Genomic DNA, 13,675 nt, shown 5'->3' with positions numbered 1-13,675 from the left:
AAAGAGCGCTTTTTGTTTTTTATATGTTATTGTTAATATCCGCTTATTATCTTGAAATAAACAAATTTAAGAAATCCTTTAAATGGAAGTAGACAATAAATTAACGGTAAGTATTTGTTACTAAAAAGTATTTTACATTTTTTGAATTATATAAAAATAAGTACTTGACATAAATGATGAAGTTAGATAGGATAATAATCAATAAAGTAAATCGGAATTGGCTATGACGAAGAGTAGTAACTGGTACGGATTGTTTAGAGAGCTGATGGTTGGTGCAAATCAGTGAAAACGTAACAGTGAATGGACTTCCGAGCTCCAAACCGAACCCCCTATTGGGTGAGTAGGCTTTGGCGAAGATCTCATCGTTACCTGAGACAGGTATTCAAGCGTATTGCTTTGATACCAGTTAAGTGAGCTGATTTTTTAGCTAATGAAGGTGGCACCACGGGTCTTCCGTCCTTTTTGGATGGAGGGCTCTTTTTGTTTTTATAATAAATTATATGTAAATCGCTGAGCAAGAGGAGTACACACATTTGGTTCTTTTCAGAGAGTCGGGGTAGGTGAGAGCCCGATAAGAATGAATTTGTGGAATGGACTTGCGAGAGGTGTCTTGAACTATAGTAGAGATGCACGGAATTCCACCGTTAAAAGGATAGGATATCGAAACCACTTAGTTTCTGTATCCGAAAGAGGAAGCAAGTTTTTAATTGCTTCAAAAGGAGGTGGCACCACGATCTAGAATCGTCCTCTATACGCACAAGGTAATTGCGCGTATAGAGGACGATTTTTTTATTTTGGAAAGGAGTTGTAATATGACTAAAACAAGTGGATATATTTTACAGGAAATTAAGGGTGATACTTTAACCCCAATCTCCATTTTGCAAAAGATTAGTGGAGCCAAAAAATTCTTATTAGAAAGTTCTCATAAGTACAATGACTCAGGGCGATATTCATTTATTAGTGCTGATCCGGCTTTTGAACTCATCTCTAGAGGAGAACACAATGAAATCATCAATCGTGATGGTGAAAAGCGAGTATTGAAAGGTAACCCGCTAGTTATTTTGAAGGAGCTTTTGCCGCAAACAACCCTTGAGGTGTTGGAATTTCCCTTCGTGGGTGGAGCTGTTGGGTATGTTGGCTATGACATCATCAGGAGGTCCGAAATCATTGGCGAGGAGTTTTCTAATGGCTTAGATATGCCTGATGTTCACTTAATGTTCTATGAGGAAATAATCGTGTTTGATCATCTTGAGGAGAAAGTAATGATTTGTGGATTGCCGCTTTCAGAAACAAGCAACACGGTAGAAATTGAAAATCGCGTAAGGCAAAGGATAGAAGAACTAAAACAACCAGATTATTATCGTGAGGAAGAGCCTTTTCATTTTTCCGGTTTTGACTCAGAGACAACAAAAGAAGCATTTATAAAAAGTGTTGAAGTGGCAAAAGAACATATTTTGGCGGGTGATATTTTTCAAGTGGTTTTATCGAGACGGATGAAATCAGCATTTCATGGGACCCCTTTATCACTTTATCGGAGACATAGGAGTAATAATCCAACTCCTTATATGTTTTATATCGATTTTGATGGATATACCGTGATTGGTTCGTCCCCGGAAAGCTTAATTAAAACTAGGGGAGATATGGTGATTTCGAATCCAATAGCCGGTACAAAACGAAGAGGAAAAACAAAAGACGAAGATCAGCAGATTGAAAAGGAACTTCTAAACGATGAAAAGGAACTAGCTGAACACCGAATGCTTGTTGATCTTGGCAGAAACGATCTTGGCAAGATTTGCAATTTTGGTTCTGTTCAACTGGATAAATATATGGCAGTGGAAAAATACCGTCATGTCATGCATCTAGTTTCTGAAGTCAGCGGTCACCTACAACCAGGAAAAACGGCTATTGATGCGCTGGCAGCTTGTCTTCCAGCTGGAACGGTTTCAGGTGCTCCTAAAGTTAGAGCAATGGAAATTATCAACTCCTTAGAAAAATCAAAACGCGGCCTTTATTCGGGAGCAGTCGGGTATGTATCAGCAAGTGGCGATATGGATTTTGCACTAGCGATTCGGACGATGATTATAAAGGACGGTACAGCAATTATTCAAGCAGGTGCAGGAATTGTTTATGACTCGAATCCAGGGTCTGAATATGAAGAAACATTAAACAAATTAAAATCCTTTTTGGAGGGCGGGCAATGATTTTACTGATAGATAATTTTGATTCGTTTACGTTTAATCTTTACCAGTATCTAGGAGAATTAGGGGAGGAAGTAATGGTCTATCGAAACAATCAGCTAAATATCGAGCAGATTAAAATGCTAAATCCTAAAGCCATTATTTTATCCCCTGGACCTGGAAGACCAGAGGATGCGGGGATATGTATTGAATTGATTCAAACGTTTTATCAAAGTATTCCTATTTTAGGAATTTGTCTTGGCCATCAGGCTATTGGGGCTGCCTTTGGAAGTGAAGTAAGAAGAGCCCGCTATATAAAACATGGCAAAACATCAATGATCACACATCCAAGCAATGAATTATTTTCTCACTTGTCATCACCGCTAGAAGTGATGCGGTATCACTCCTTAGCAATAGAAAAAAGCAGCCTGCCATCACAACTAGAGTGTATTGCCATTTCCGATGATGATGGGGAAGTAATGGCGATTAAGCATCAAAACTATCAAATTTATGGCCTGCAATTTCATCCAGAGTCCATTGGAACCCCATCTGGGAAACAAATTCTGAAAAATTTTTTAATTGAAATAGAAGGGAAGAAACCAAATGAAGAATTATTTACTCCAATTAGCTGAGCAGCAATCTTTTTCTGAAAGTCAAATGAAAGAAGCATTTGGCTTTATCCTAGGTGAAGAAATTTCTGAATCAGAAATTGCTGCCTTTATTATGGGCTTAAAATCAAAAGGTGAGACAGTGGAAGAAATCACCGGTATTGTAGGTGCGATGAAAGAGAATACTCTCTCGTTTAATCGTAAATTTCCGAATGTTCTTGATAATTGTGGAACTGGGGGTGATGGAACATCTAGCTTTAATATTAGTACTACTTCAGCCTTCGTGATTGCTGGAGCAGGTATTCCAGTTGCCAAGCATGGAAATAGAAGCATCTCTAGTAAGACCGGAAGTGCAGATGTCCTTGAGTACCTGGGTGTAAATCTAAATTTATCGGCTGAAAGATTAGAAGAAATTCTCCAAGAAATTGGTATCGCCTTTTTATTCGCACCCCATGTACATCCAAAATTGAGGAAGATTACAGCAGTCCGTAAACAATTAAAAATCCCAACTGTATTTAATTACATTGGTCCGTTAACAAACCCGATTGATTTGGACTATCAATTACTAGGTATTAATCGAAGAGATTTATTGAATGTGTTTGCAGAAGTCTTGAAAAATCTCGGCCGTAAAAGAGCGGTCGTGATTAATGGAGCAGGATATATGGATGAAGCCTCACTTCAAGGAGAAAACCATTACACATTATTAGAAGATGGATTAATTACAAATTATACCTTCCGCCCCGAGGATGTAAATCTTCCGCAATACGACAATAGTTCTATAAAGGGAGGAGATTCCAAAGAGAATGGGGAAATCTTAATTAAAGTGTTAAAAGGAGAAAAAGGCCCACATCGGGATACTGTATTACTTAACTCAGGTATTGGCATTTATACAGCTGGGAAGGCCAACTCGATAAAGGCTGGGATCGAAATCGCAAAAGAAATTATTGATACAGGTGCAGCATACGAAAAATTAATGGCTCTCATTGAAAAATCACAGACTGGCCAGAGAGAGGCGATATAAATGGAAACAATCTTAGATCGAATTATTGAGCAAAAAAAGAAAGAGGTTTTACTCCTTCAAGCAGGGCATCAAATCATTTATGACACAAAGGCACCAAAAAGGTCATTTCTGCAAAAACTGCAAGATGCAAGTGAACTTTCTGTCATTGCAGAGTATAAACGTGCTTCACCGTCAAAAGGTTTAATTAACAGTGGTGTAACACCGGCTCACCAAGCATCGATTTACGAAAGTTCTGGTGCTGCAGCCCTTTCGGTTTTAACTGATACAACCTTTTTTAAAGGATCATTCGCAGATTTGAAGACCGTTCGTGAAACGGTAAATCTCCCGATTCTTTGCAAGGATTTTATTATTGATCCTTTACAAATTGATTTAGCGGCATCACATGGGGCTGATTTGATTTTATTAATTGTTGCTGCATTAGATGAAGCTCGGTTAAAAGAACTATTTCAATACGCAAAGTCATTAGGTTTAGAGGTACTGGTCGAGGTTCATAATCAAAGCGAATTAGACAAAGCTCTTAAAACGGGTGCCATGTTAATTGGTGTAAACAACCGCGATTTGAAAACCTTCCAAGTATCACTCGAGATAACTGAAAAATTGGCATCACAAGTTAAAAAATCAGGAGCTTATCTCATTAGTGAGAGTGGAATCCATACGATCGAGGATGCTGAACGGGTGAGAAATGCAGGAGCAAATGGAATATTAGTGGGAGAGGCATTAATGGTTAGCCAAGATGTAAAAAAATCCTTTTTAGACCTTCGGCTGCCGCTTCAAGAAGGTGCAAACAGGTGAAAGTAAAAATATGTGGAATAATGGATGCCCACACTGCACTTACTACTGTTAAATATGGTGCTGATGCTATTGGCCTTGTGTTTGCTGAAAGCAAACGGAAGATTTCAATTGAAAGAGCAAGTGAAATTGTATTATCTTTACCAGTCGAGGTACAAAAAATTGGCGTCTTTGTGAATGAGTCCAAGGATGAGATTGAAAGGATTGCATCTATAGTTGGATTAACCCATATCCAATTACATGGCGATGAATCAGCAGCCTTTAGTAAGTCGCTTACGCTGCCGGTAATTAAAGCTATTAGTTTTTCAAGTAATGAAGGTTTACTAAATTTAACTGAATTTCCCTGTGACTTTATACTGCTCGATGGACCAAAAGGTAAATTCCACGGTGGAAATGGTAAAACATTTAATTGGAGTGAAGTAAATACTAACTCCATTAAAAAAAAGGTAATCCTTGCGGGTGGTTTACATGTCGGCAATGTAGAAGAGGCTGTTTCACAAATGAAACCTTATATGGTCGACGTTAGCTCTGGGGTTGAAACAAATGGAGTAAAAGATTTGGTGAAAATAAAAGAATTTATTGACAAGGTTAAAACTTTACCTTTAGGAGGGCAACCGGATGAACACCTATACATTACCGAATGAGAAAGGTCATTTCGGCATTTTTGGAGGAAGATTTGTACCAGAAACGTTAATGAAAGCCGTTATTGAATTAAATGACGCGTATGAAGAAGCAAAAAAGGATCCTAGTTTTCAAGCTGAGATTGACAGATTATTAAAAGAGTATGTTGGTAGGGAGACACCATTATATTTGGCTGAAAATTTAACAAAACATGCAGGTGGAGCGAATATCTATCTAAAAAGAGAAGATTTGAATCATACGGGCGCTCATAAAATAAATAATGCTATTGGCCAGGCCTTGCTGGCAGTCAGAATGGGAAAGCGAAGAATTGTAGCTGAAACTGGGGCAGGTCAACATGGAGTAGCAACTGCAACCGTCTGTGCCTTGTTAAATCTCGATTGTATTATTTTTATGGGGGAAGAGGACATTAAACGGCAAGCCTTAAATGTCTTTCGCATGGAGTTGCTCGGTGCTAAAGTTATCGGTGTGACGTCCGGCAGTGCAACCTTAAAGGATGCAGTTAACGAAGCACTAAGATATTGGGTAGCGAATGTGGATGATACTCATTATCTTTTAGGGTCGGTAATGGGGCCGCACCCGTTTCCCGTTATGGTAAGAGACTTCCAAAGTGTAATTGGAAAGGAAACAAAGGAACAATTTTACGCAAGGAATGGCGCCCTTCCTGATGCTGTAGTGGCATGTATTGGCGGAGGGAGCAATTCAATGGGGATGTTTTATCCTTTTATAGAAGACGAGGGAGTACGTTTATTTGGTGTTGAGGCTGCAGGTGCCGGCGTTGAAACCGCCTTTCATGCTGCATCACTCACAAAAGGAAGACCAGGGGTTTTGCATGGAGCCTTAATGTATGTATTACAAACGGAGGAAGGCCAAATACAAGAAGCTCATTCCATTTCGGCGGGACTTGATTATCCAGGTGTGGGACCAGAACATAGTTTTTTAAAGGATAGCGGTCGAGTTAACTACTTTTCTATTACAGATCAAGAGGCACTTGCTGCGTTTCTACTTTTATCCAAGCTTGAAGGGATTATCCCGGCGCTTGAAAGTGCCCATGCTGTTGCCTACGCCGTTAAACTTGCTGCTGAAATGGACCAATCACAAAATATTGTTGTTTGTTTATCAGGACGTGGTGACAAGGATGTAGATACGGTTAAAGCAAGGCTTGAGGAGGGAAAATAAAATGAATCGAATTGAAAAATCGTTTACTTTATTAAAAGAGAATAATAGAAAAGCTTTTATTCCTTACATAATGGCAGGGGATGGGGGATTAGAAGGTCTAGTTGACAAGCTTTTATTACTTGAAAAATTTGGTGCTACTGCCATTGAGATTGGAGTTCCATTTTCTGACCCTGTTGCGGATGGACCAACGATTCAACGTGCCGGCCTTAGGGCATTGGAAAATGGAACAACACTTCGAGGGATTATTGCTGAGCTAGAAAAAGCTCGAGACGCAGTTTCGATTCCTCTGCTCCTCATGACTTATTTAAATCCTATTTATTCATATGGAATAGAAGGCTTTGTACGAGATATTCAGAAGGCTGGGGTGGATGGCTGTATCATTCCCGATCTTCCAGTTGAAGAAGAGGATATTATTGCTCCACTTCTTGAAGCGGAACAGGTGGAATTAATTCGCCTTGTAACCTTGACAACACCACTAAAACGGATTAAAACCATCTCGAGTAAAGGGAAGGGATTTTTGTATACTGTGACTGTCAAAGGAATTACAGGAGTACGAAATGAATATGATGCAGAATTAAATCAATTTTTACAGGCAGTAAAAGAGATCAGTCCCCTTCCTGTTATGGCTGGATTCGGTATTTCAAGTAAAGAGCAAATTACAGAAATTACGAAGTATTGTGATGGAGTCATCGTGGGAAGTAAAATTGTTGATTTATTTGAACAAAATCGTTTAAGCGAAATGGAAGAGTTAATGTCCGCGTTTAAACAGGAAACAAGCATAATTTAGTATACGGCATTGTTAGATGATATTGCTGAATCCGCTATTTTAGCGGTAACCATTAACAGAGCCTAATTAGATAAGAGGATGTTCCTTTTGCTTGGAAACATCCTCTTTTTCACTAAAAAGTGTGATTTGTTACTGCAGGTTGTGTTCAACTTTACTATAATTTGAATTGATCATGTAGTTATTTAGATAGTTGACCTCTTTACCATCAACTAAAATGTTAAAGTAAGGATGAGGAATGATGAGGGTTTACGAAACAATACTTTCTATTTTAGAAGAAAAAGGACCGTTGCCTATTCCAGACATTTGTCAAGAAGTAAATCAGGTTCTTACCATTAATCGTGAAAGTCCAATCCTTCCTTCACATATCAAATCGATTGTTTCAAGAAAAAAAGATTTATTCTGGATAAACGGAGAAAAAATTTCTATCCATCCTAATAAATATCCCTTCACTTTGCTGGCAACCCTTGAAGGAACAAAAGGGATCTCTTATCAAGTAAGAGTCAATTTTTTGAAAAATAGGTTTGCTTTTTTAGAATGGAGAAATCAAGGGAAGTATCCGGCCTTTACAGATCCTTTAACGGCTAAGCCTGGAAATGTAGAGGCATTTAAAAGAGAACTGTACTTGTTAAATATTTGGGAATGGGAACCATCCTATTGTAAAGAAGCTGGGATTATCCTTGAAGGAAATTATTGGTCGGTTAAACTTAAAACAAAAGGAATAGTATATGAAAGCACGGGTACCGAATGTTTTCCTGCTAATTGGGAAAGGTTTTGCAGGGCAGTGGAAAAGTTAACGGGAACTCCATTTCGTTTTTAAGGAAAACGTTAAATCCTGATAAGATTTTTCAATTTCTTGATAGCAGCGGTTATCTTCTTTATAATAGATATGTATTCGTGATGAGAAATATTTTGGCAAAATGTTTTTCATGTATGAAATAATTCGTTAGAAACTTCCAGTAGTGGAAGTTTTGTTTGTTTTATATAGATAATTTATCAATCGGATTATCATTATTATTATAGGAGCGTAACATAGATGAAAGAAATAACTGTTGAAGATCTTTTTAACTTAAAGGAACGGGTCATAATTGATATACGATCAGCGATTGAGTTTAACGATGGTGCTATTCCTGGAGCAATTAATGTTCCATTATTTTCAGATGAAGAACGTCAAGTAGTGGGTACCATTTATAAACAAGAAGGGCAAGCAGCGGCCAAGTGGAAAGCAATGGAGTTTGTCTCACCCAAACTTCCTGACCTTTTACAGACAATAAAATCGTATCATACGAACGGAGAATTGATTATACATTGTTGGCGTGGCGGAACGCGCAGTAAAGCAATAGTGACCTTTTTGGAGTTTGCTGGTATTTATGCATGGCGTTTACTAGGTGGATATAAAGAATACCGTCATTATATTCTTGAGAGAATACCTAGTGCTATTCCTGATAAAGCAGTTGTCATTCATGGAATGACAGGTGTGGGGAAAACGGAAGCTTTGAAAATCTTGGAGGGGTATGGCTATCCTATTCTTGACCTTGAAGGAATGGCTGGCCATCGAGGATCCATATTTGGAACCATTGGTCTAAGTGACGGTCACAACCAAAAAACTTTTGATTCCCTTTTATATAAAGGTTTGCAGGACCTTAAGGGGAGCGATTATTTTCTAGTCGAGGCCGAAAGCAAAAGAATCGGTAAGTCGGTTCAACCAGAGAAATTAATGGATGTAAAATTTAATGGTATAAATATTTATGTACATTCGTCCATTGAACAAAGGGTAAATCATCTTGTCTCTGAGTATGTGTTGCCGTATCAGCATGAAAGTTGGTTTTTTGAAAAAATATCGTTAGGTATTGAAAGGGTATTAAAACGCGTTAAAGATGTAGAGATTAGAAAAAGTCTTCTACAATTCCTAGCTGAAAAAAATTATCGCGATATGATTTTTATTTTGCTTGAACACTACTATGACCCGCGTTATAACCATGCTAAGCAAGAGTATATCGGAGAGTTTATTGACATCTATGCAGATAACCCGGTTGATGCAGCAGAAAAAATTGCAAAAAAATTGCATGAATTATCCTTTTCACCTGTTTTGGAAACCCAAAAACACCTGTAGTTCTCTAATTCCTAAAAGTACACAATAGAGATGCTTTCGCTCTGGTATGGTATATTCAATAAAAAACCGCTGAATGTAAATTCAGCGGTTTCCTTTATCAACCAATTATTTTTTTAATGGTCTTAATCCTCGGCGTTGGATCTCATCCTTTAAAATCTTTATCCATTCCTTTTCCTTTTCCTCTCCAGACTTTAATGCATCCCGATACAATCCAACCAACTGTTCGTTACTCATAATTTTCAATTAAGAATGCCCTCCTTGGAAAGTGGATTGAATATTCAGTTTTTACTATTGTAATGGCTTACATCCGATTTGAGAACCCTTATTGAGAAAAAGTTGAAAAAGGTTCACAATATATTTATTTTCTTATATTAAGTAGTTGAGGGATTTTGTTGCGAATCAGCTGGGGAATTGTTTATACTAGAACATGGACAAAGACCGAAAGGACGTGGCAACAATGATACATTTATCATGGAAAGATCGCGAAACTGTAAAAAAAGTAAAATGTATTCATACGGATGCAAAAAAATATCTTGTGAATAACGCTTTAACAACTGGAAAAGTCTATGATGTAAAAAACGAAACCGAAGAGTTTTATTACATCATTGACAATACTGGAAAAGTGGGCGGATTTTACAAGGAATATTTTCAAGATGCATAAATCAACAAGAATGTGAGGCTAATTCCTCCAGTTTTTTTTTGAACGAGAGAGGAGAAGAGGGTTCAAATTGATCTATTTATTTGTAGGACTGGGTGGTATTGCAGGGAGTTTACTCCGCTATTTTTTATCTTTTTTTTCCGGTTTAATCTGGAGGGGAGACTTTCCATTCGGTACGCTTTTCATCAATCTAATGGGATGCTTCGTCTTAGGCTGGATTACATACCGATGGGTGATCCCTAAAAAACTAAACCCCAACCTGTTAACAGCATTAACGACAGGTGTGATTGGCTCTTTTACGACCTTTTCCACTTATTGCTATGAAACGGTTCATTTGTTTGAACTAAAAGCATACTTTTTTTGCTTCTTATATATGTCTATCAGTTTGTTTGGTGGTATTTTTTTTGTAAGAGCAGGGAAGAAAATAGGCGGATATAGGGATAGGAAAGAGAGTGGAGTCATATGAATGACGTTCTATTTGTTGCAGTCGGCGGATTCTTTGGAGCAATCATGAGATTTGCCCTTAGTAAAAGCATACAGAATCGAAATAGGACAAGCTTTCCTGCAGGAACATTTATAGTAAACTTAGCGGGTGCCTTTTTACTAGGAATAATAATTGGTATGCAAATAAATGGACATCTGTACGCCTTATTAGGAATCGGGTTTATGGGGGCATTTACAACCTTTTCCACGTTGATGCTAGAGTCCGAACAGCTTAAAGAGGCTAAAAAAAACAAATTATTGTATGGCTATCTTGGAATTAGTTACTTATTCGGAATCGTGCTCGCTCTTGGAGGCATTTGGGTAGGAAAAATGGTATAAAAAAGAAGCATTTTTGAAATGCTTCTTTTTTATACGAATTTATTTTTGTTGAACAGGAGTATTTGCATGTCTTTTTGATTGATACAGTCTCCGGCTAATCATGGATTGAAGCGTTAAGAAAGTTCCACCAACAACCCAGTAAAGCGGAAGTGCAGCAGGTGCATTAAAGGAAAACATGACAATCATAAGCGGTGACATTAATCCCATGAATTTCATTTGCTGCTGCTGCTCAGTTGGCATTGTAGATTGTGAAACCTTAAATTGAAAGTAATATACAAGACCAGCTATGATGGTAATGATGATATCTGGATGTCCTAAGTTAAACCATAAAAATTTATGAGTTGCAATTTCCTCAGAACCACGAATAGCATAATAAAAGGCGGTAAGTATGGGCATTTGAATAAGGATTGGCAAACAACCCATATTTAGCGGATTGACACCATGTTTTTTATAAAGACCCATCATTTCCGTTTGAAGTTCCTGTTTCTTTTTAGGATCCTTTTCTGTCTTCATTTTCTTTTGAATGGCATCCATTTCAGGTTTTAATCCATCCATTTTTTCTTTCATAGCCATTTGATTTTTGTATTGCTTTAGCATCAATGGCATTAACACAAGTCTGATCACCACAGTAACAATAATAATGGCTAACCCATAGTTCCCATTAAACAATTCAGCAGTAGCATGAATGATAGATGAAAATGGGTGAACAAAATAGGTTTGAAAAAACCCGCTATTATCTCCTTTTTGAGTCTGAGATGAGCAAGCTGTCAATAATAATGTAGGTACAATTAAAAGTGCTAACAGTAAAAGTGAAGATCGTTTCGTTTTCATATTTCCTCCTAAAAGTGTGTTGATTAATGGTTTAAGTAAAAAGGAAGGAAAATGGTTCCTCAGAATCTTCCTGAGAGCATTCTTTTCTACGAATATATTTAACAATTCTTTTCAGAATAAAACTTCCGTTTAAACTACTTCTTTTTCGGTAAAAAGCTAACGGTTGAATAATTTTTGTATTTGCAGGATCAGAAATAGAGCCGATAAATGAATCTTCCACACCCCACGCCCATAAATATTTTAACGTGATGCCTAAGAAAATACTGACATAAAGGGCGTTTAAAGCATCCATATCTGATAAATAAATTAGCAATTGAAACAAAAATTATCACCTCACTAAAATGTCAATGATATGAGTATATAGGAGAATCGAAAAAGAATCAATTTTATCGATGTTAAAATGTCATATCATCATGATATTTATAATAGTTTTTAAGACCAATATGTGATGGTATCCAACAACCCAATTAAAACGAGAAGGATTCCTGCTGATTTTTGGATGGCCATTCCAAATTTTCTGCTCTTTTTCATCAATGATCCATCTACTCCAAGGAACCAAATAATCAACAGGACAATAATGAGGGGCAGGGAAGTTCCGATGGCGAAAATAGTCGGTAGAAACGCTCCATAACTTGCACTTAACACAATGGGCATTAAAGTAAGAAAAAACAAGACAAACATTGTTGGACAAAAGGCAATTGAAAAGCTGATGCCCATTAAAAATGAACCCCAAATTCCGCCATTTTGACTTGTGGGTATACAAGAGAAAATTCTGTTGATCCAATTCAATTTAATTACATCAAGTAAAAACAATCCTAAAAGTAAAATAAGTGGTCCAATTATTTTTCGAAAAGCCACAAAGAAACCAGTGATGCCTGTTTGGAACTCACGTCCTATTAACCAAACGGCAAGTCCTAAACAAGAAAATACGACGATTTTGCCAAGAATAAACATGAGTGCTTCACTCCATTGTTTCTTGGTTTGCAGGCTTTTATTCCCATAGAAGGTGATGGCACTAATATTTCCTGTGAGTTGACAGGGGGCTAGTGCTCCAATGATTCCTAGTAAAAAGGCTGCAAGTAGTGGTACGTTTTTTGTTTCATTCATTAAGACGACAATGGGACTGCTTAAAAATCTACTAATAGAACTTAGTATTTCATACATATTTTTTCACCCTTCATTTCTCGAGCAATATGGGAGTCACGATACTAAGATACTATAAAATTATCAAGAAAATATGCAGATAAAAAGAGTTCACTATTTAGGAAGAAAAAACACTGATTCACTCATGAATCAGTGTTTAAAAGGGGTCTTCCAGTGGGCAGTCAGCATTTGATTGGCAAATGCTACTTTTGCTTCAGTAGGCGGCTCGACATCTTTTAAAGGATATTCATGTCCCAAGGCTTCCCACTTATAAACACCAAGTTTGTGGTAAGGGAGAATTTCTATCTTTTGAACATTTTTAAGTGTTCCAATAAATTCTCCTAGTTTTTGCAGGTCCTCTGGATCATCGGTCACTGTAGGAACAAGAACATGACGCACCCAAATCGGTACTTTTCGATTGGATAAAAATTGTGCAAATTCAAGAATGTGGTCATTTGCCATTCCAGTAAGCTCGATATGTTTTTTTCGATTGATATGCTTTAAATCTAGCAATATCAAGTCCGTATACTGTAATAATTCTTCAAGCTGGTCAATAAAGAGCTTAGAATGAGAGAAGCAGCCGCCAGATGAATCAATAGTGGTGTGAATGCCTTTCTTTTTACATTCTTTAAATAACTCCGTTAGAAATGGAATTTGCAGTAACGGTTCTCCGCCGCTCACTGTAATGCCGCCACCAGACGCTTGAATAAAAGGAAGATAGCTAATCAGATCATCCATGATTTCGGAAACAGTCATTTGTTTTCCTGTACCAATTTCCCAAGTGTCTGCATTATGGCAAAATTGGCATCGTAACAAGCAGCCTTGTGTAAAAATAACATAACGAATCCCTGGTCCGTCAACTGTCCCTAATGTTTCAATGGAATGAATATTTCCGTTCATGATGATGATCC

Annotated in this window: 17 protein-coding genes and 2 other annotated features; of the genes, 12 read left to right on the top strand and 5 right to left on the bottom strand. The window is 37.4% G+C overall.

Translation table 11 applies throughout. The annotated features are described in order from the left end of the window. Positions 1-214: 214 nt before the first annotated feature. Positions 215-464 (top strand) — a binding site (T-box leader). Between the two features lie 37 nt (positions 465-501). Further along, positions 502-752, top strand: a binding site (T-box leader). A 60-nt stretch (positions 753-812) separates the two neighbouring features. From trpE to mnmH, 9 genes are all read left to right on the top strand, one after another. Further along, complete coding sequence (trpE, locus tag AC3ANL_RS16235; RefSeq protein ID WP_488325452.1) at positions 813-2,201, top strand: anthranilate synthase component I; 1,389 nt, start codon at positions 813-815, stop codon at positions 2,199-2,201. Beyond that, the gene (locus tag AC3ANL_RS16230) at positions 2,198-2,809 is read left to right on the top strand and encodes an anthranilate synthase component II (RefSeq protein WP_488325451.1); all 612 of its coding nucleotides are present in this window, start codon (positions 2,198-2,200) and stop codon (positions 2,807-2,809) included. Before trpE ends, AC3ANL_RS16230 begins: the two co-directional genes overlap by 4 nt. After that, the gene (gene trpD / locus AC3ANL_RS16225) at positions 2,781-3,806 is read left to right on the top strand and encodes an anthranilate phosphoribosyltransferase (protein ID WP_488325450.1); all 1,026 of its coding nucleotides are present in this window, start codon (positions 2,781-2,783) and stop codon (positions 3,804-3,806) included. Before AC3ANL_RS16230 ends, trpD begins: the two co-directional genes overlap by 29 nt. Then, positions 3,807-4,598, top strand: a complete 792-nt coding sequence (gene trpC / locus AC3ANL_RS16220; protein ID WP_488325449.1) for an indole-3-glycerol phosphate synthase TrpC — start codon at positions 3,807-3,809, stop codon at positions 4,596-4,598. Next, a complete protein-coding gene (locus AC3ANL_RS16215; RefSeq protein WP_488325448.1) occupies positions 4,595-5,239 on the top strand; it encodes a phosphoribosylanthranilate isomerase in 645 nt (214 codons plus the stop codon). Before trpC ends, AC3ANL_RS16215 begins: the two co-directional genes overlap by 4 nt. Continuing rightward, complete coding sequence (gene trpB, locus AC3ANL_RS16210) at positions 5,214-6,413, top strand: tryptophan synthase subunit beta (RefSeq protein ID WP_488325447.1); 1,200 nt, start codon at positions 5,214-5,216, stop codon at positions 6,411-6,413. The genes AC3ANL_RS16215 and trpB overlap by 26 nt, the downstream gene beginning before the upstream one ends. A 1-nt stretch (position 6,414) precedes the next feature. Further along, positions 6,415-7,200 (top strand): tryptophan synthase subunit alpha, encoded by a 786-nt coding sequence (trpA, locus tag AC3ANL_RS16205; RefSeq protein WP_488325446.1) that lies wholly within the window; start codon positions 6,415-6,417, stop codon positions 7,198-7,200. A gap of 235 nt (positions 7,201-7,435) precedes the next feature. Next, positions 7,436-8,017: a hypothetical protein gene (locus tag AC3ANL_RS16200; RefSeq protein WP_488325445.1), complete on the top strand. Its 582-nt coding sequence runs from the start codon at positions 7,436-7,438 to the stop codon at positions 8,015-8,017. Between the two features lie 216 nt (positions 8,018-8,233). Next, positions 8,234-9,310 (top strand): tRNA 2-selenouridine(34) synthase MnmH, encoded by a 1,077-nt coding sequence (gene mnmH / locus AC3ANL_RS16195; protein ID WP_488325444.1) that lies wholly within the window; start codon positions 8,234-8,236, stop codon positions 9,308-9,310. A 105-nt stretch (positions 9,311-9,415) separates the two neighbouring features. Here the strand turns inward: mnmH and AC3ANL_RS16190 are convergent, their stop codons facing one another. Further along, positions 9,416-9,544, bottom strand: a complete 129-nt coding sequence (locus tag AC3ANL_RS16190; RefSeq protein WP_488329748.1) for a sporulation histidine kinase inhibitor Sda — start codon at positions 9,542-9,544, stop codon at positions 9,416-9,418. A 223-nt stretch (positions 9,545-9,767) separates the two neighbouring features. Here AC3ANL_RS16190 and AC3ANL_RS16185 point away from each other — a divergent pair, with 223 nt between their 5' ends. The 3 genes from AC3ANL_RS16185 to crcB (AC3ANL_RS16175) all read left to right on the top strand — a co-directional run bounded on the left by AC3ANL_RS16185 (position 9,768) and on the right by crcB (AC3ANL_RS16175) (position 10,790). Continuing rightward, a complete protein-coding gene (locus tag AC3ANL_RS16185; RefSeq protein WP_488325443.1) occupies positions 9,768-9,971 on the top strand; it encodes a DUF6501 family protein in 204 nt (67 codons plus the stop codon). 67 nt (positions 9,972-10,038) lie between these two features. Then, positions 10,039-10,434, top strand: coding sequence for a fluoride efflux transporter CrcB (gene crcB / locus AC3ANL_RS16180; protein ID WP_488325442.1), 396 nt, complete (start codon positions 10,039-10,041; stop codon positions 10,432-10,434). Further along, positions 10,431-10,790 (top strand): fluoride efflux transporter CrcB, encoded by a 360-nt coding sequence (gene crcB, locus AC3ANL_RS16175; protein WP_488325441.1) that lies wholly within the window; start codon positions 10,431-10,433, stop codon positions 10,788-10,790. Before crcB (AC3ANL_RS16180) ends, crcB (AC3ANL_RS16175) begins: the two co-directional genes overlap by 4 nt. 39 nt (positions 10,791-10,829) lie before the next feature. Here the strand turns inward: crcB (AC3ANL_RS16175) and yidC are convergent, their stop codons facing one another. The 4 genes from yidC to pflA form a co-directional block, all read right to left on the bottom strand. Further along, the gene (gene yidC / locus AC3ANL_RS16170; RefSeq protein ID WP_488325440.1) at positions 10,830-11,621 is read right to left on the bottom strand and encodes a membrane protein insertase YidC; all 792 of its coding nucleotides are present in this window, start codon (positions 11,619-11,621) and stop codon (positions 10,830-10,832) included. A gap of 31 nt (positions 11,622-11,652) precedes the next feature. Further along, on the bottom strand, positions 11,653-11,943 hold the full coding sequence (locus AC3ANL_RS16165; protein ID WP_488325439.1) for a hypothetical protein: 291 nt from the start codon (positions 11,941-11,943) through the stop codon (positions 11,653-11,655). Between the two features lie 110 nt (positions 11,944-12,053). Next, on the bottom strand, positions 12,054-12,785 hold the full coding sequence (locus AC3ANL_RS16160; protein WP_488325438.1) for an urease accessory protein UreH domain-containing protein: 732 nt from the start codon (positions 12,783-12,785) through the stop codon (positions 12,054-12,056). A gap of 129 nt (positions 12,786-12,914) precedes the next feature. Continuing rightward, a complete protein-coding gene (pflA, locus tag AC3ANL_RS16155; protein ID WP_488329747.1) occupies positions 12,915-13,667 on the bottom strand; it encodes a pyruvate formate-lyase-activating protein in 753 nt (250 codons plus the stop codon). Between the last annotated feature and the right edge of the window lie 8 nt (positions 13,668-13,675).

The sequence above is a fragment of the Neobacillus sp. DHD-1R genome (genome assembly GCF_057747995.1).
The sequence above is the reverse complement of the archived record's forward strand: the minus strand, read 5'-3'. Positions and strand labels throughout refer to the sequence as shown.